This window comes from Cysteiniphilum litorale (assembly GCF_003428165.1).
Taxonomy (GTDB): Bacteria; Pseudomonadota; Gammaproteobacteria; order Francisellales; family Francisellaceae; genus Caedibacter; species Caedibacter litoralis.
The window spans coordinates 60,058-78,476 of record NZ_QLIQ01000002.1 but is presented as its reverse complement, the minus strand read 5'-3'; the positions used below and the strand labels follow the sequence as shown (position 1 = coordinate 78,476).

Genomic DNA, 18,419 nt, shown 5'->3' with positions numbered 1-18,419 from the left:
TCGATGATTGTATTTGTTATTTATGCCGTTGTGTTGGCATTTTTCTGGATTAAAACCTTAACCTCAAGTTGCGCCAGTGATGATGATCATGAGATCAGTTACTTTCTTGAGAAAAAATATCTTAAGATCAAACGCTATAAGCAATATGGGTTGTTGTATATCGTGACGCTATTTTATCTGGTGTCTGTGTCAATGGTGTCAGCGCGTTATATGCCGGCAGAAAAACAAGTATTTGCAAGTGCTACCTCACAGCTTAATCATGCGTGGCAGGTAATGCTCTCTTTTCCTTGGTGGTTGCAGCTATTATTTTTTATCGCATTGGTATTGTTTGTTGGTATGTTTGCACTACCTTTGGCGAATTACCTAAAAGATAAGAAGCGGAATAAATCATGAGTGGCAAGTATTATATTGGCATTATGTCGGGCACCAGTATGGATGCGATTGATTGTGTTGTTGTTGATTTTAAAGATGATTCATTTAGTCTTAAAGCACAGCAAAGCTTCGCCTATCCCGCGGAGATTAAGGCGAGAATTAAAAATATCTTCGCGCAAGATTATCAATTATCGTTATTTGATTTCGGAGATTTGGATTATCAGCTAGCCGAAAGTTATGCGCAGTGCGTTACAAAAATATTGACAGAAAATAACCTTAATGCAGAAGATATTATTGCCATTGGCTGCCATGGACAGACGGTTTATCACCAGCCGCAGGGCGTGCGTAAATTCAGCATTCAGTTAGGTAGTGGTAATGTGCTCACGGCACTCACAGGTATTCCAGTTATCAATGATTTTCGCAATAAAGATATGATTTTTGGTGGACAAGGCGCACCTCTCGTGCCGGTCTTTCATCAAGCATTCTTTGCTGATAAAGGTACGCCGCGAGTCATTCTAAATTTAGGTGGTATTGCTAATATTACTTGTCTACACCCTAAGAAGCCGCTTATTGGTTTTGATACGGGGCCCGCCAATACCTTGATCGATCAATGGATCAATAAGCATCGTGGACAAGCTTATGATCAAGCAGGTCATTGGGGGCGCGGTGGCATATTATTGCCCAAGTTGCTAGATCGATTAATGCAAGATCCTTATTTTGCGCAGAGCGCCCCTAAAAGTACGGGGCTTGAGTATTTTAATCTGCAATGGTTAGAGAATCAGTTGTCTACCGATGAGCATATACAAGATGTGCAAGCAACCTTACATCATTTAACAGCACGCTCGATTGCGGAGGCTATCTTAAGATATCAAGCTGATACTAAAGCACTGTATGTCGCAGGTGGTGGCGCACGTAATGAGTTCTTATTGGACTTGCTTCAAGAATATTTACCAGCTATCAATGTGCAGGCAATTAATGCTTTGGGCGTTGATGAAGCGTGGATTGAAGCCATTGCCTTTGCGTGGTTTGCTTATTGTCATATCAATAAGATAAAAATAGCATTCTCAGCAACAACAGGAAGTAAAAAAGATGTTATTGCAGGAAGTTATCACGCTTGCTAGTGTAGCGTGAAATTAGATTTTGGAGGGATAACAATGAGTGGTTTTTCACAACAGTTAAAAGCGGCAACCATAGACAGTATTGCAGGCTTATTTAAAAGTCGCAAAATGCTGGTGATGTTTATTTTAGGCTACTCGTCAGGCTTGCCGTTGATGCTTACGGCATCATCATTAACCTATTGGTATCACGAAGCAGGAGTTAGCATTCAAGATATTGGTTTATTATCGCTTGTCGCGTTGCCGTATACAGTAAAATATCTATGGTCACCGGTGATTGATCGCATAAGCTTTAAATATTTCGGCAGACGCAAGGGCTGGATTTTATTAATGCAGCTATTATTAATTGTCTGTGTGTTTTTATTGAGTCAATTCTCACCTGCGCAATCATCGTTAATTATCGCCGGTATTGCCTTGGCAATTTGCTTTTTCTCAGCGACGCAAGATATTGCGATTAATGCCTATCAAACAGAAGTGCTAGATGAAGATGAGCGCGCATTAGGTAGCTCTATCTCGGTATTAGGCTATCGTGTGGCAATGATGGTCACGGGTGCATTTTTGTTAATCATGGTTAAATACTTTGATAATAACTGGCAAACTGGTATTTTTGCGCTTACCCCATTTTTTGCAGTGGCAATGATCGGCACCTTTCTAGCGCGGGAAACCACAGTGGATAATCGCCCAAAAACTTTTGCCGATGCGGTTGTTTTACCATTTTATGATTTCTTTACGCGTCGCGGCTTTGCTGTGGCGATTGTTGTGCTGTTGATTATTATCTTTTATAAGTTTAGTGATGCGTTGGCATTTTCACTTAATACCGTTTTCTTTGCCGAGCTTGGCTTTGATAAAGTCACGATTGCCGTATCGTATAAAACCAATGCCTTAATTTTTACCTTTATTGGTCTAGTATTAGGTGGCATGTTAGCTAAAGGGTTTGGCTTGTTTCGGACATTTTTAATCTTTAGCTTTATGATGGCAGCGGCAAACTTAATGTATATGTGGTTAGCATTTGAAGGGAAGAATTATTATTTAATGGTAATCTCCGTTGCGGTTGAATATATGGTTGGTGCAATGGGTACTGCCGTATTAGTGGCAATGATTATGAGCCTTGTCAATAAAAGCTTCTCAGCGACACAGTTTGCAGTATTAAGCTCGATCGACTCATTAGGACGTGTATTAGTAGGGCCATTAGCGGGCAATGTTCAAGCAGGCTACGGTTGGGAGATGTTGTTTTTATTAAGTTTTATTCTTGGCTGCATTGTCACCTTTGGCATATGGCTGGCACGCAAGCAGATTATTTCCATGGCAAATCTGCATGGGTAGTCATGAATCAAGAGTAAGTCGTGCTTTAATTCCCTCTCGCCCGTTCAGCTTAAGCTTAAGCTTAAGCTTAAGCTGAACGAGCAATCCCACAAGGGGAGAGGTATTGGCTGCTGCAACTTGGTTATAGATCACTATATAGCGGGCGGATTATGACACTTGGTTAAAGTTTTCTTCTGTTGTGGCGTTAAACTTAAATCCTAGCGTTTGCTCTAATGAGGCAAAAGCATCATTCAGCAGCTGATACATTTCTTTGCGATCATTACTGTTGTTTAAGTTCAGAATTATGCCACTTGATAGCCCATTTTGCTCCATGCTTTTTGCAAATGCTGCATTGGCGCTGTCAATGCTGATAAATTGATAATCACTCGCCGTTTTACCATAAGCTAATGTGTGCATACTTTCCGCAAAGACTTTTTGTAATTGTGCAATGCTAAAAGCAAAAGAGTTATTCACCTGTAAGCCATATTGTGCCAGTGTTTTATTGTTGTTAGTTAGTTGATCAATATAGTATTGCACTTGTCGTGGGTAAAGAATGAATGTCGTGCCTTTATACCACTGTGGTAGGCTCTTTGGTTTGTAGCCATCTGCTAGCGTAGGTAGTTGAAAGGCATTGATATATGCGCTGTCATTTAAGCTAAAGTTTGCTAGATTTGGCAAATATTGACTTAATTCTTGTGGATACGCACAAAGATCAATGAGTGTGCCTAGAATATCGGAGTAAGTCCCCGCATTATATGCGGCATTAAGAATCATATCAAAATAGGCAAATTGATTGGCATTTAATGCTTGTACACATTTGCTCCAGCTATGCGCCTGTGGCCCCCATGTTGTGCTGTTATTGACCTCAATGCGATTTATATCATTTAAATGAAAATAAGCCGCCGCAAGTGGACCAAAATAGATATTATCGAGTGTTTCAGGTCCTGTTGAGCCAGTTTGCGTACCATTGTCTTGTGATGCAATACTATAGCCTAAAGATTTCTGTAGAACTGTATAGTTAATGAGCCCAAGGGATCCGGGGACATCAACGCTTGGTAGGCGCTTAGAGTAGTCATTGAGTTGATATGGGCCACCTTGACCTGCATTAAGTAATTGTTTTCTCGCTGTTTCATTATTGATAAACAATCCACCGGGATAGTTACTAGTACTGATATTCTCCTGTAGAAGCTGTGCAAATAAAGATCCTGCAATATAATCCTTATCGACAGACCACTGTGGGTAATGTGTTTTTATCATATAATTTAGCAACTCTCCGGCAACGTAATTAGATAATATCAGTGGTGCAAATTTAGGATCACTAAGCTCAATTGATTCTGCACTATGCGCATAATCACTCACTGGGAAACCAACGTGATAGGTGAGTTTCCCGTAGTTTGACTGTTGATTGACAATATTGACATTAAAGGCATTTTGTTGGGTGCCTGAAGAGGTATTGAACTGGGTTTTATCGGTGCTAGCAGTACCACTTGCAGCATTAACTGACAAAGTAAAACTGTCATTGGCAGGAAGCTCAAGGGTTTGTGTGGAGTTGCCTGATGGGATTTGACGCGTGAAATTGAACGTCGTTTTGTAGTTATTATCTTTGAGCGTGAGTTCTAAGGTGGTTTCATGATCGCTAGTAACCGTAAAAGGTGTAATGACTGTAACAAGTGGTGAAACTTGGTAATGAGGTGTCACGCTAACCTGCTTTTGATCTTGGCTGATATTGATGTTTTGATCAGCGGCATTGGCAACATTTTTACCATCGCTAACGGACTGAAATTGTAAGGTATAATCACCATAACTTAGCGATTGAAAAGTATAATTGCTATTCCAGTTAAGTGCTTTAGTTTGTGCTTGTCCATCGTGTGTAAGCGTTACTGTTGTATCACTACCTATGCCACTTAAAGGAGCTGGCGGTAGAGAAACTTTGATGCTTCCTTGTTCGCTAGGCGTTGTACATTGATAACTTAAACTTAGCGAGTTGATATTGTCACTATTAATGTTTAACGCATTGCTTGGTGAAAATACTGCAGTGCAATTGCCAATTTTGTTGGCATTCAAAGTGTAGTCACCATAATCTAGATGATCAATTAAGCTGGTTTGATCGGCTGTCCAATTGCTATTGTTCAGCGTTCTGATCGGCTCTCCAGCACGGCTAAGCGTCACTTTGGATGTCCCTTGAAGTTGGGCGTTGGATTTAAAGGTAAACTGTATTTTCCCATTTTCGCTCACCGGGGTGTCATTGCCATAAATCTGCGCATTAGAAACTTTAGCTAATTCAGCCAAAGGGAAGTTCAATCCAAATTGAACAGAGAATGATTGATTAACATTTAAGGTTTCATCTTTGTTTTTAGCAATGGTAAAACTTACTAAACCGTTGTGATTACTTGGTGGGTTTAAATAAGAGTTAACGAAATTCGAAGTGCTCCAAACATTTTTTACTGTGCTATTGGCTTTGAACTGTACCAACGCATTTTTGAGATTAACTGGCTTACCACAGTGATTGGTAAATTGAATCTTAACTGCTTTGTAATATGCAGTTACATCGGGTTGATCGATGTTGATGTTGGCGCTAATGCAGTCAATTGGCTGCGGGGTACTCATTGCATAACTAAAAGCACCTAAGCTTAAGAGAATGCCTAGGGCAAGTGATTTTGGTTGTAGCGTCGTATTTAGCATATTTAGATCCTATCTTGATTTTTCCATGGGCAGTATAGAGTATAACAAATAGCAAGTGACGCGTAATAAATACGTGGTATTGATTGTAATGCATGCTAGATGTGGGTGATTTTAATTGAATATTAGGTGGCTTGAGTGAAGCAAAAACAAAGTCGAATGATTAAATCTCAGCAATTGCCTCAACTTCAATTAACACATCTTTGGGTAAGCGTGCGACTTCAACACATGAGCGTGCCGGTGGTGTTATTCCTTGAAAAAATGATGCATAAACTTCATTAAACGCGACAAAGTCATCCATGTTTTTAATAAAACAAGTGGTCTTGATCAGTGTATCCATGCTACTTCCGGCAGCTTCAACAACGGCTTTTAAATTTTGCATCACTTGTTTTGCTTGTACTTTAATATCGCCTTGAACTAATTCACCATTAGAATTTAAGGCAATTTGTCCTGAGGTATAGAGCATGCCATTGATCTTAACTGCTTGCACATAGGGACCTATTGCCTGTGGTGCGTTATTGGTTTGTACGACTTCTTTCATAAATATTCCTTAGATTTTTAAGAGCAATTTCATTCTGGCTAAATCAAGCGTTTTGTCAACGTATGCATTAGCATTTTCGTAACGTGAGCTGTGTGATGAAATTAAAGATGATCACCAATAGCACCAAAATAAGCAGGCTAGATAACAATACCTCTTTAAAAGCCATCATTGAGTAGCGGTGTAGTAATGAGGCAATGCTTAAGTAAATCACTGGAATAAACCCTTGATACAAGATATTAAGATATGTGCTTAATAGGGTATTTGTTTGGTTTGAATATTGATTGGTAAAGATGATTTGTCTTAGGTTAAACATGACGACATATTCGACAATTGCGTAAATAATAAAAAATATGATAACGGCAAGCAACACCCAAGCTATATTGGCTGAGCCAATGGTGTAAAAGCACCACAATAGCGGCAACATCAACATACCAAATAAAAAGATATTCTGGCGTATGGTTGCATCAGTTGTTTGGCTTTTCTTGCGCAAAATAAGACGCAAACCAATAATTACGACAATTAATGAAAACACAGGCTCTAATGGATAAACCGCTTGATAGATTTGTGACAATTGATCATCGAATAAAAACAACAGTACCGATGACATCAATACATAAACAACAATACTATATTGACTTGCGCCATTGATACAGAGCATGACATAGCGTGGTTTGGTTTTGATCGCAATGGCAATGCTCAGAAAAGCAATAATGACAATGACAAGTGCGTCAGCGATATTATGCCAACGATACATTAATGCACCACACAACAGTGCTAATAATGCGCCTATGGCAAAGGATAGTAGGCATTTTAAAAACACCTGTATATTGAAGGACCCAATGCTACGCACAAAACGGAAGTAATAAAAAACAGCACCACAAATTGAAGTTGCCAAGGTGAAAGGTAGCAGCAGATTTAAAAAAGAGAAGCCAACAAATAAAATGGTGACAATAATCCCAAGAGTGTTGACGATAAATGACATCAGGTTGTTTTTGATCTCATTGGAAAGTGAGTTTTCTGCGATAAGTTGATAACGTTTAGTATGTAATACGACTTGATTGCCGAGATAAGATAGTAAAAAGAAGTGCACCCCCATCGTCATGTATAGCGCACCACCGCCAAAGCGTCCGGAGAGTAAAATATAGGTGGTTAACATCAATAAAAATGGGCAGAAGAAACCAACCATTGTCAGCGCGTCTGATTTTTGTTTGACATCTTTGACAAGTTTTTCAGTCAGCATAACCGTAAGCCAAGTAATGAGTCCTAAAATCGCACCAATAATCAGCATATCCGAGAAGAAATATAGCCGTTCAAAGTCATCTTTAAAAACTTGGTTAAAGCTGGAGATGCTTTCTGCTAATGCGCGAATAGGGACATATACCGGCAAAATACAGAAATATAAAATACTCGGGTGGCGTATACAGTTAAGTAAAAAAGCGCGTTGTGGTGACATCGATGGTATTCCTTTATTAATATCTACTTAACACACGTTCAAGTGCGCGACTGGGTAGCATCCATTTCAAGAACTTAGCGATACGGGTGAATTTTGTGATGCTGTAGCGCGGTGCGGGATTTTTTGCTTTAAGAATTTTCTCAACAACCTTGGCTACAGCGATTGCTTCCTCGTTAAATGGTACGGGTTTATGGTTACCTGACATCAGTTTTTTATAGTCACTTAAATGCACCGAATTTTTAAACTCAATATTTTTAACGGTTTTCATCGAATTTTCTCGGATTTTACTAGTTACCGGTCCGGTGTTAAGTATCGTCATATGGATGTTAGAACCTCTTAATTCTTGACGCATTGTATCGACCAAGCCTTCAATGGCATATTTGCTAGCATTATAAGCACCTCGATATTTAAGTGATACGAGCCCTAAGACAGAGCCATGCTGAATAATCTTACCATGACCTTGCTTACGCATAATTTTGAGCGCTTTGCATGTGAGATTATGAAGTGCGAAAAAATTCGTATCAAACTGCTCTTTGATGTGTTTTGTCGGAATATCCTCTAGAGCACCAGCTTGTGAGAAACCTGCATTATTAAATAACACATCTAATGTGCCTCCTGTTTTGTGCAGAATGTCAGCCAATGCTGCATCTATTTGCGCATCATCTAACACATCAATCAAGTAAGTTTCAAAGCCTTCAGCCGTGAGTTTTTCAACGTCCTCTGGCTTTCTGGCGGAGGCAAAAACACGATGACCTTGTGTTTTTAAGTATTTCGCCGTGGCATAACCGATACCGCCATGTGAGCAGCCGGTAATTAATATCGTTTGTTTGTCCATAATAAATTAACTCCAATTTATGGTAACAATCAGGGTGTATATAACATCAATTAGCACCAAGATCACAATGGCAATAGCAAATTTCCTGATTCCAATCCTATAGTCTTTAGCATGATAGTGATCAACAACGCGCAATGTGGCTACAACAATTGCTGCGATTGCAATTGAGATACCACCAAGCAACACGCCAAAGCCCATAAAAGGGATCCAGGCGCTTAATGCGGCAATCAAGCCATATAAAATGACATAAATAATAAATGTTTTGATAATTTGATGTTTGACGAGCCTTTGTTTTATTAGCATATATTACCTCGACACCAAGTGATATCGACCCGCCAATTAAATGGCTGATACATATCCTTCAATATTTGTGCGATTTGCGCCTGCGCTTGTGTGATATATTGTGTACTACTTGCCAATTGACGCATTGATTGCTGCGCAAGTAAATAGGCTTTATCCGGTACTTGGTCTTTAGGATCGGTGTTGATCACCCCTAAACGCGGAATGACACCAAAGGTGTAGTCTTGTTTGGTGATCAAGTGCGAGTGTTGATGGTTAATCTCAATACTCAACACAGTTGGTAAAGGTAGTTTGATTGTTAGTATTTTGCGGGTTTTATCGATATTTATTTGTAGCTGATCAAGATCAGCACCCAATAAAACCGAAGCATAAATATAATAAGATGCTTTGGTATCAACAAACCAACCCTTATCTTCAAACTGTTCAATTTGACTAAGTTCTAAGCGCAGACTTGCCAGTTGGCTAATCGTTTTGACTTGGGCGACACTTGGGTAGAATTTTGCATTATCATTAGCAGTGTAATGCTGATAAAACCAAGCGCCACTAGCGCCTAATACAACACAGATCACAAGTAGGGTGAGGTTAGAAAAAATACGCATCACAACACCAATACCACAAATAAAACGATGATTAATATTAATAGTATCCAGTGTTTTATACGCACATTTATATCCTTAAATACTGAAGGTATACATTTTCTTTATTTCAACACCCCGCCTCACAGGCTCGGCACCCCTCTTGCAAAGAGGGGAATGTAAAACCAACCTTTGCCTAATTCCCCTCTTTGCAAGAGGGGTGGCAGCTGCAAGCTGACGGGGTGTTTTTAAAATCATAGCTTTTTCTAAAATGCGTAACCTCAGTTACATATGTTTAACTACAGTTATTCATTCAACTTCTTATTCAATATTTCGTTCACTTGCTTAGGATTTGCTTTGCCTTTGCTGTTTTTCATAATTTGACCGACAAAGAAGCTCAAAAGTTTCTTGTTTCCGGCGCGATAATCTTGCACTTGCTGTGGGTTTTGCGCAAGTATCTCGTCAACCAAGCTTTCAACAAATCCCAGATCATTGCTTTGACGCACACCGAGCTGATCAATAATACTTTGTATCGCTTGCGGTTGATCATAATAGTTTTGTAGTACGGTCTTGGCGGATTTTAAAGACACCTCATCCTTGTCAACGCATGCAATTAGCTCAAGTAATACATGAACAGGCACACGTCTGGCATCAAATGTACTTTGTACGCGATTAAACACGGCTTGCAACTCAACGGCAACCCAGTTATATGCGGTTTTTGCTGAAATGTTTTTTGCTAATGCATCATAGTAATCCGCGACTGTCGGGTTATCCATCAAGAAGTTGACCTCATCAACATTAAGCGCCTTGGCATAAGTTTCACGGCGCACTTTTGGCAATAGTGGCATCTGTGAATGTATGCTTTCAATTTCTTCGTTAGATAAGATAATAGGCAATAAATCAGGATCGGGGAAATAGCGATAATCAAAGGCATTTTCCTTGCTGCGCATACTGCGCGTTTCATTATTATCTGGATCATAAAGCCTTGTTTCTTGAGTAATTATACCGCCTTTGTCAAGGACATTGACTTGACGCTGATACTCATAATGAATGGCGCTTTCAATAAAGCGAAATGAGTTAATATTTTTAAGCTCAGCTCTTGTGCCAAGATCCTCACCAGTTTTACGAATCGATAAATTAACATCACAGCGAAATGATCCTTCTTGCATATTGCCATCACAAATCCCGAGATGCTGCACCAGTTGGTGCAGATCTTTAAGATAGCAGATCACCTCCTCTGCACTACGAAAATCCGGATGAGTCACAATCTCCAATAATGGTGTACCCGCACGGTTATAATCTAAACCGGTTTGATCGCCAATAAAATCATGCACTGATTTACCCGCATCCTCCTCAAGATGGGCGCGTTCAATACGGATAGTTTTAATGCCCTTATTTGTTGTAATCTCCAGCTGACCATTTTGCACGATTGGATTATTGGATTGACTGATTTGATAGCCCTTGGGCAAGTCAGGATAGAAATAATTTTTGCGTGAGAAAAAACTGTTTTTTGAAATTGTTGCATCAACCGCTAAGCCAAACATCACTGCCATATCGATAGCTTGTTTATTAACAACGGGTAGCGTTCCTGGCAAGGCGACGTCAAGAAAGCTCACCTGTGTATTTGGTTCTTGACCATAAAGGGTCGCAGCAGGTGAAAAGATTTTGGCTTGCGTTTTAAGCTGGACATGCACCTCAAGTCCAATGACCATTTCATAACTCATGCATTGACTCCTTGTAACAGTTGCTGTGGCAGGTGAAAGGCAGTTTGACGTTGAAATGCACAGACTGCTTGCAATAATAAATGATCTTGGAAATTATTTGCCATCAATTGCGCACCAAACGGCATATGTTCAATCTGTCCAATAGGAAATGAAATCGCTGGAGCCCCAGTTAAATTAGCAATCAATGTGTACATATCCGATAAATAAGTCGTTACAGGATCTTTTTGTGCACCAAGTTTGGGTGCAGTCGTTGCGGCTGTTGGCAGTAAAATCATATCGACATTTTGATAGATCATATCAAGATCTTGCTTTAATTTGGCACGCACCTGTTGGGCTTTGTGGTAGTAAGCATCGTATTGGCTGGCTGCTAACACGTAGTTACCAATAACAATGCGACGTTTGACTTCAGCACCAAACCCTTCTGTGCGACTCTTAATGTACAATTCATCTAACGTATTTGCATGCTGACTGCGATAGCCATAACGCACTCCGTCAAAGCGTGCTAAGTTCGTGGCTGCTTCAGCCGGTGCCAACACATAATAGCTTGACACTGCAGCTTGTAAATCAGGCAGTTGAATATCTTTAATCTTCGCACCTTGCTTTTGATAAACGGCAATACACGCCTGAAATAGTGTTTGTGCTTCAGCCGAGAGCTTTGATAATAATTGCCCATCAATGCCAATGGTCAAGTTTGTCAAATCTTGCTGTAGTGATTTAGTGAAAAAATCCGGATCGGTTGGAATGCTCGTACCATCTTTCTTATCTTTACCTGCCATCGCTTGCAATAAATAAGCACAATCCTCAGCGTAATGCGCCAATATGCCAACCTGATCAAAGGATGAGCCATACGCCACCAAGCCATAGCGTGACAAGGTGCCATAGCTTGGCTTTATTCCGGTAATGCCACAGAAGCTAGCAGGTTGCCTTACCGAACCACCAGTGTCACTGCCTGTAGCAAAGGGGGTGAGTCCTGCGGCAACTACAGCGGCTGAGCCACCAGATGAACCACCTGGGACATGATGCAAATCATAAGGGTTTTTAACGACACCAAAGAAGCTATGTTCATTGGTTGAGCCCATACCAAACTCATCCATATTGGTTTTACCAAGCAATGTCATGCCTTGATTTTTAAGCTTATCGACTACCGTGGCATTAAAAGGGGATTGATAATTGCTTAATATTTTTGACCCACAAGTTGTGGTTAATATATCAGTACACAGATTATCTTTGTGTGCGATAGGGATTCCAGTTAATAGTGTTGCCTTGCCTTTGGTAATTAAATCATCCATTTCTTTGGCATGTGCTAAAGCCTTGGTTTCATTGACTGATATAAATGCGTTTAATAAATTATTTTTATGTTTTATTTCTTTTAAATACGTTGTTGTTAATTCAACAGCACTCATGGTTTTATCATCAAGCTTTTGACGCAATGTTTTTAAAATACTCACGAAACTTCCTCTTATTCAATGACTTTTGGTACGATGAAATGCTGATTAGTAAATTCAGGTGCTATACGCTCAAAGTCGGCTGTATGATTTTGCATTTGAGGCGCATCTTCACGCGCTGGATAATGACTGAGTAATGGTGAGATCATGGGGTTAATATCATGCGTATCCACCAACTTAAGATTATCAAATAGATTAAAAATATTATTTAGATCGTATTCAAACTGTGCCAACTCTTCCGGCTTGGCGCTAAGTTTTGAAAGCATCAGAATATGCTTTAATTCCTGCTGCGAGATTGCCATTTACTGGTTTCCAAAGCTGCTTTTATATAGGCAATTATCGTAGCATTGTTAAGTGAGAATTAAAACAATTGATGATGCGGTTTATGCTCGATAAAGCAGGTTGCATCATAGGCTGATAATGGCACACTGAAATAGTAGCCTTGAATGTAGTCGCAGTGCACTTTCTTTAATAATTGATATTGCTCAATGGTTTCAACCCCTTCAGCAACCACAGTACTCCCTAAGCGATGACTCAAGTCGATAATGCTTTCAACAATAAGCTTACTATTGATATTGGTTAGTATGTCATCAATGAAAATTTTATCAATTTTAATGTTATCAATTTGCGCATGAATCAAATAACTTAGTGAACAAAAGCCTGTACCAAAATCATCAATGGATATTTTAAACCCCATATTTTTAAGGGTATTTAGCACTTGCGATGTATTGTCTAAATTTTCCATAATCACCGTTTCGGTGACCTCAAAGGTAATATATTCACTGGGGATCGTCATTTGCGCCATTAAGTGCTCTAAGAATGCCAATAAAACCGAAGGATTATTGATTTGTACGGCGGAGAGATTGATTGAAATACATGGCTTATGGATGATTGCTTCATCCTCATGCCATTGATACAGTTGGTAAAATGCTTGGCGAATTACCCAAGCGCCTAGTTCAACAATTAGCTTGAGCTCTTCAGCAACTGGGATGAATTCACCAGGTGACACCTCACCCAAATAACGATTATGCCAGCGAAGCAACACTTCAAAATGCATTTGTTGTTTGTCATTTAAATGAATGATGGGTTGAAACATAAGGTAAAATTCATTGTTTTTTATCGCATTAGCTAAGTGCTTACCTAATTCAAGTTGACGGAAATAACGTGCGCCGATATTTTCATTAAAGATACAATAACTATTGCCGCCGGCTTTTTTACAATCTCTGATTGCCATATCGGTATATTGCATTAATGTCTCACGATCACTCGCGTGCTCTGGTGATAGTGCTGCACCTATGCTTGCTTTAAGGTTGATGGGATAATCGTTGACTAAGATTGACTGGTGAACAGCTGCAAACAAGTGATTGATCACAAGCTTAACATCATCGAGTGTGCGAATATCTTTAAGGACAACGACAAATTCGTCACCGCCAATACGTGCAACAAAGTCACTTTTGCGCGTACTTGATTTTAGACGTGTGGCAATCTCACGCAATACAATATTACCGAAATAGTAGCCAAAGCTGTCATTGATATTTTTAAAATGATCGATATCAATATGCAATAAGGCAACTTTTTTATTGTTGGCTGTCTCGTCTATAAGGATTTTTTCAAACACGGTCTCAAAGTATCTGCGGCTTGGCAATGCGGTATGCTCATCCTCGTTCAATAACTGATAAAATCGACTGTTCTCAACCATGACTTTATTGAGCATAGGATGCAATAAAAGGTATAGCAATAAGATAAAAATAATAACAAATCCAAGAATTGTTAGTGGGATATGTGATAAATTTCGCCAAACGCTTGAAGCAACTGTTTTTTTGTTGACACCTAAAGCTAAGACTTGTTGTCCATTAATGCGTTCAAAATAGTATTTTTTATCTTGGATCAAAAGATTAGAATGCTCTTGTGTTTTTAATTGCGTTAACACTTCGCTTGGCAACGTCGTGAGATTGTTGGCAAAACCTGAGCTTACTGCCTGCCAGGAGCTACCACTCTTGATAAACCAATAAAAGTCACGCTTTTGTGTCAGGCTTTCAGATTCAAACTTATTCAGTAGCTTACTTAAGTCAAAATAGAGCCGATCATAACCAATAATCTTTCTATCTTGTCCCATTTGTGTATAAATTGGACTGGTTAGCACTGCAGTGAGTCCATCATTGCCAATGGCAAATGTAAGCGCTTTTTTATCAAATCGTTGATGTTGCTTGGTGCCCACTTCAACCAATAAATGTCCATTACTTTCAAAACGCTGTATAGATTGTAAAGCAGCACTTGAGACAAGGGCGGATGCCAAAATTTGCCTTAAGGCATTCACCTCATCGATAATGGCATCACCATATTGGTACTTGCGCTCGATTTCCTCCGTCAACCATGCAGCTTGTGTGCGGCTACTTATCTGTAATGCAACGCTTCGCGCTTCTGATAAAGACAGTTGAATCTCTGTTTTATAGCCATCTAATACTTCTTCATAATAATGGTTAATTGTGCGCTGTGTTTGTTGATAAAAAGGATAAAATGACAAAACAAAAACGGTTAGGGAGGCAAGGGTAAGCAAAATAATAGCACTGATCAACACACGCCAAAATATTTTTTTACCGATGAGTTTATTAACCTTGCGGGCTTCACTCATTCTATTGGATTTTTTAGCTTTTTTGGCTTTTTTGAGTTTCTCAAATATCTTCAAAATCCGTCATCCTTGTCGCTATCAACTACCATTACTTGTGTCGTTTTCCCAGTATAGCGCTAATAATTTATTTTTCGAGCGATCAGCTGAACATTTCCATCACTGGCTATTTGTTAATTTTTTATATCGCAACAATAGTGCGGTTTGTTATGATGGCATAAGTTTTAAAACAGCGACATAGAAGCAATAAATTATCATGAATGTTGATCAAACTGAAATTAATAAATTTAGTGCATTGGCGCACCAATGGTGGTGTGAAGATGGCGAATTTCGCACATTGCATCAAGTCAACCCCTTGCGTGTGCAGTTTATTGAGGAATGTGCAGGCGATTTGGCACAATTAAATATTGCTGATATTGGTTGTGGTGGTGGTATTTTGGCAGAAGCCATGGCTCAGAAAAAGGCTAGTGTTACGGGCTTAGATCTTGCTGAAGCCTCCTTGAGCGTTGCCAAGCTTCATCTGTTAGAATCAAAACTTTCCATTCGTTACTTAAAAGACTCCGTTGAAAACCTAGCGCAAAATGAGCCACAAAGCTTTGATATCGTCACCTGTATGGAAATGCTTGAACATGTGCCAGATCCTGAGAGTGTGATTCGTTCATGTGCAGAGCTTTGTAAAGCAGGTGGCTGGGTATTTTTCTCAACATTAAATCGCAATTTCAAGTCTTTTGCATTATCCATTGTCATGGCGGAATATGTCATGGGGCTTATCCCTAAAGGCACGCATGAATACAGTAAGTATATTAAGCCACTGGAGCTGATTAATGCTGCAAAAAAATATGGTCTTCGAGTCACTAAAATCAAAGGTTTGCATTATAACCCACTGACTAAAAACCTATCTCTAGGAGGTAATGCTGATGTTAACTACATCGCCGCATTTACCAAGGAGTCCTAAATACCCACTTGATTTGTTGTTATTTGATCTTGACGGCACCTTACTTGACTCATCAGATGGCATCTTTGATGCAATTAAGCATGCTTTAATCCGCCATAATCTAGAGATTGACTTTAACGCAGATACACTAAGGCAACATGCCGGTCGCGGTGTTGAATTTCTATTAACAAAAATTAATGAACAACTTACTCGTGAGCAACTTAATGTTTTAAAGTATGATGCGTTTATGCATTATCAACAGCATGCCGCTGATATGACACACCCCTTTATTGGTGCGCATGAATTAATGAGTACTTTACATCAGCAACGGATCAGCTGGGGAATTGTTACCAGTAAGACGCGCAAACTAACTGAAGCCGTGATTGCGAAGGTCCCACAATATCAGGAGGCTAAAATCGTGATTTGCGCGGATGATTTATCTTATAAAAAGCCGCATCCTATGCCAATCATCCATGCGCTTAAAACGCTTGATAAAATACCGCAACATGCAGGTTATATCGGCGATACTAAGCCAGACATGTTGGCTGCCAAACACGCGCATTGCTATCGCATTTTTGCTGATTATGGTTATGAGGCAAATACGATGAATGATGATGACTATGATTTAAAAATTTCAAACTTGGAGCAATTACGCCAGTGGATTATCTATACGCTTGTCTAAGCGAAAACACCCCGCAACCTGGATCTATTTATTATTATGCTTATCGCCATTGCTCGGAGGATATGACAAAAGCTCTTTATGCCTTGGATCAGTTAAAATATCAATGGCTTAAAGCATCAGAGCTATACTCAGAACCTTACCCTAGTCTGCAAAAACTGCAATGGTGGCAACAGGCTTTAACCGATTTAAAGGAGCGTCGTGACCATCCATTGCTAACTGTTTTGTATCAGAGTTTTGAGCTTGATTCATTGCAAGAATGTTTATCGAGTGACTTGGATTATGCCTTACAAACGATTGCTGAAGGACGTAATTATCAAGGCTCCCTTGATCTAAGTGAGAGCTTCCTTGGCATTGCTAAACTTAAAGCGCATGCACTTCAGTTTAATGAACTAGAGCAAATCAAAACTTTAAATCACATCGATGAGTTGTTGCGCCACATATTGATGATCGGCAAACATTTTTCACGTAATATTATTTTGAATAGCACGCTCACACCACAAGTCACGAAAGAAAGCTTTCACCAAATAATAAATGAATTAATGCAGTATATTCATACTTTAAAACAAAATTTACATCTCACAGCGGCGCAAATGAAGCAAATTAAGCCTTTGATTGCATTGCATAAACAGCAGATGCTATGCGTGAAAAAATTTACCAAAAAAGTGGATAACCCTTTTACCGAGAGTATTTATGTTTCATCGTTTGCATTATTATTTACAAGTGTATCGGCATCAAAACTTTAACCTGTCGGGTTTTTCTTATACAATCACTTTTAATTTAAATCTGCCGCATTGCTGCTATGAATAGAAAATATTTAATCTTGTTGCTGAGTCTAGCGATTACCCACGGCGTATTTGCTAATGGTGATTCATCCAAGTCATTAGATAAAAATGATCCATTGTCGATCAAGCCGTTGCTTAAAGATCTTCTTATGCAAAATCAGCAAACGCTTAATCGTTTGACAGGAGAGGTGCAAGCGCTTAAAAAATCAAGGCAACAAGATACTCCTGTAGCCCCTAAAAAAGCGGAGCAGACAGCTTCACCAATGGATCGTGAAGCGATGAATAGTCCAATTTTCTTACCCGGTGGCGCGCCAATGCCAGAAGGGTATAATGATCGCTATAGCAATCAGCAACAGCCAGCTCAAGCAACAACTGATAATAACAAAGACAAATCCGCAGATGATGACGCGCAAACAAAAAGTCAAAATAATGACAGCACGAGTAGTAGCTCATCCAATTATAACAACCCTTATAGCAATAATTACAACAACTATTCTGGTGGATCATACTTTCCTAGCACATCCACTAAATTCCAAGCGACTTTTAGCTCAGTCAATAGCAGTTACAGCTATGGTATTGCTAAAGAGGGTAATGCGTTTATCAATCCTTTTGCTAACATCTCAGGCAGTAATGCGGTTAGTCTTAAAATCACCGGTAACTCAAGCGGCTCTAGTTCGACGTACACTTCAATTAAATTTTGTAATTCCAATTTTACGACATGCAATTCGGCATTAAGCATGTCAAGCAATACGACAAATATCACCAGTGATCAACTGGTGGGTGGCAGCTCTAGTTATTCATTAACAAGCCTTACTTTTAATGGGACAGCTGCGAATTATCAAGTGGCGCGTCTTTATGCGCAAATCACCAATAGCTCAAGCACAACAACAAATATCAGCTTTTCGTTTCCAGTCTCTAACTGTACGGTTGCCGACAGCGGTGATTTAAGTTGTAGTTTAAGCACCAGTGGCGTTGCAGTTTCTGTCGCGAGTAATTAATCACTGACTAACAGCATTGCTGAAGTTTTCATTCATCGTTACAATGCCTGAACCTT

General features: G+C 39.5%; 17 protein-coding genes. 7 read left to right on the top strand and 10 right to left on the bottom strand.

Translation table 11 applies throughout. From position 1 onward, the window contains the following. Positions 1-3: 3 nt before the first annotated feature. The 3 genes from DNJ75_RS01870 to DNJ75_RS01860 are packed head-to-tail and all read left to right on the top strand — an operon-like array spanning position 4 to position 2,810. Positions 4-393, top strand: coding sequence for a hypothetical protein (locus DNJ75_RS01870; protein ID WP_117001477.1), 390 nt, complete (start codon positions 4-6; stop codon positions 391-393). After that, complete coding sequence (locus tag DNJ75_RS01865) at positions 390-1,493, top strand: anhydro-N-acetylmuramic acid kinase (protein ID WP_117001476.1); 1,104 nt, start codon at positions 390-392, stop codon at positions 1,491-1,493. Before DNJ75_RS01870 ends, DNJ75_RS01865 begins: the two co-directional genes overlap by 4 nt. A 33-nt stretch (positions 1,494-1,526) precedes the next feature. Further along, a complete protein-coding gene (locus DNJ75_RS01860) occupies positions 1,527-2,810 on the top strand; it encodes an AmpG family muropeptide MFS transporter (RefSeq protein ID WP_117001475.1) in 1,284 nt (427 codons plus the stop codon). 147 nt (positions 2,811-2,957) lie between these two features. Here DNJ75_RS01860 and DNJ75_RS01855 read toward each other — a convergent pair whose 3' ends face one another. The 10 genes from DNJ75_RS01855 to DNJ75_RS01810 all read right to left on the bottom strand — a co-directional run bounded on the left by DNJ75_RS01855 (position 2,958) and on the right by DNJ75_RS01810 (position 15,027). Continuing rightward, entirely contained in the window at positions 2,958-5,471 is a 2,514-nt protein-coding gene (locus DNJ75_RS01855; protein WP_117001474.1) for a hypothetical protein, read from the bottom strand. 160 nt (positions 5,472-5,631) lie between these two features. Continuing rightward, positions 5,632-6,009 carry a RidA family protein gene (locus DNJ75_RS01850; protein WP_117001473.1) on the bottom strand — a complete coding sequence of 126 codons (378 nt, stop codon included), beginning with the start codon at positions 6,007-6,009 and terminating at the stop codon, positions 5,632-5,634. A gap of 67 nt (positions 6,010-6,076) precedes the next feature. After that, positions 6,077-7,462 carry a hypothetical protein gene (locus DNJ75_RS01845; protein ID WP_117001472.1) on the bottom strand — a complete coding sequence of 462 codons (1,386 nt, stop codon included), beginning with the start codon at positions 7,460-7,462 and terminating at the stop codon, positions 6,077-6,079. Positions 7,463-7,478: 16 nt separating this feature from the next. Next, positions 7,479-8,297, bottom strand: a complete 819-nt coding sequence (locus DNJ75_RS01840) for an SDR family NAD(P)-dependent oxidoreductase (RefSeq protein WP_117001471.1) — start codon at positions 8,295-8,297, stop codon at positions 7,479-7,481. A gap of 6 nt (positions 8,298-8,303) precedes the next feature. Next, positions 8,304-8,600, bottom strand: coding sequence for a hypothetical protein (locus tag DNJ75_RS01835; RefSeq protein WP_117001470.1), 297 nt, complete (start codon positions 8,598-8,600; stop codon positions 8,304-8,306). Continuing rightward, complete coding sequence (locus tag DNJ75_RS01830; RefSeq protein ID WP_117001469.1) at positions 8,594-9,196, bottom strand: DUF4230 domain-containing protein; 603 nt, start codon at positions 9,194-9,196, stop codon at positions 8,594-8,596. The genes DNJ75_RS01835 and DNJ75_RS01830 overlap by 7 nt, the downstream gene beginning before the upstream one ends. Before the next feature lie 281 nt (positions 9,197-9,477). After that, a complete protein-coding gene (gene gatB / locus DNJ75_RS01825; RefSeq protein WP_117001468.1) occupies positions 9,478-10,896 on the bottom strand; it encodes an Asp-tRNA(Asn)/Glu-tRNA(Gln) amidotransferase subunit GatB in 1,419 nt (472 codons plus the stop codon). After that, a complete protein-coding gene (gene gatA, locus DNJ75_RS01820; protein ID WP_117001467.1) occupies positions 10,893-12,344 on the bottom strand; it encodes an Asp-tRNA(Asn)/Glu-tRNA(Gln) amidotransferase subunit GatA in 1,452 nt (483 codons plus the stop codon). The genes gatB and gatA overlap by 4 nt, the downstream gene beginning before the upstream one ends. 11 nt (positions 12,345-12,355) lie before the next feature. Continuing rightward, the gene (gatC, locus tag DNJ75_RS01815) at positions 12,356-12,643 is read right to left on the bottom strand and encodes an Asp-tRNA(Asn)/Glu-tRNA(Gln) amidotransferase subunit GatC (RefSeq protein WP_117001466.1); all 288 of its coding nucleotides are present in this window, start codon (positions 12,641-12,643) and stop codon (positions 12,356-12,358) included. Positions 12,644-12,702: 59 nt separating this feature from the next. Next, positions 12,703-15,027 carry a putative bifunctional diguanylate cyclase/phosphodiesterase gene (locus DNJ75_RS01810; protein ID WP_117001465.1) on the bottom strand — a complete coding sequence of 775 codons (2,325 nt, stop codon included), beginning with the start codon at positions 15,025-15,027 and terminating at the stop codon, positions 12,703-12,705. Between the two features lie 193 nt (positions 15,028-15,220). On the opposite strand from DNJ75_RS01810, the gene ubiG reads away from it, so the two are divergent. From ubiG to DNJ75_RS01790, 4 genes are all read left to right on the top strand, one after another. Beyond that, positions 15,221-15,922 carry a bifunctional 2-polyprenyl-6-hydroxyphenol methylase/3-demethylubiquinol 3-O-methyltransferase UbiG gene (gene ubiG / locus DNJ75_RS01805; protein WP_117001464.1) on the top strand — a complete coding sequence of 234 codons (702 nt, stop codon included), beginning with the start codon at positions 15,221-15,223 and terminating at the stop codon, positions 15,920-15,922. Beyond that, positions 15,885-16,583 carry an HAD family hydrolase gene (locus DNJ75_RS01800; protein ID WP_157968164.1) on the top strand — a complete coding sequence of 233 codons (699 nt, stop codon included), beginning with the start codon at positions 15,885-15,887 and terminating at the stop codon, positions 16,581-16,583. Before ubiG ends, DNJ75_RS01800 begins: the two co-directional genes overlap by 38 nt. Before the next feature lie 62 nt (positions 16,584-16,645). Further along, on the top strand, positions 16,646-17,326 hold the full coding sequence (locus DNJ75_RS01795; RefSeq protein WP_117001462.1) for a hypothetical protein: 681 nt from the start codon (positions 16,646-16,648) through the stop codon (positions 17,324-17,326). 56 nt (positions 17,327-17,382) lie between these two features. Next, entirely contained in the window at positions 17,383-18,363 is a 981-nt protein-coding gene (locus DNJ75_RS01790) for a hypothetical protein (RefSeq protein WP_117001461.1), read from the top strand. The last annotated feature ends 56 nt before the right edge of the window (positions 18,364-18,419 follow it).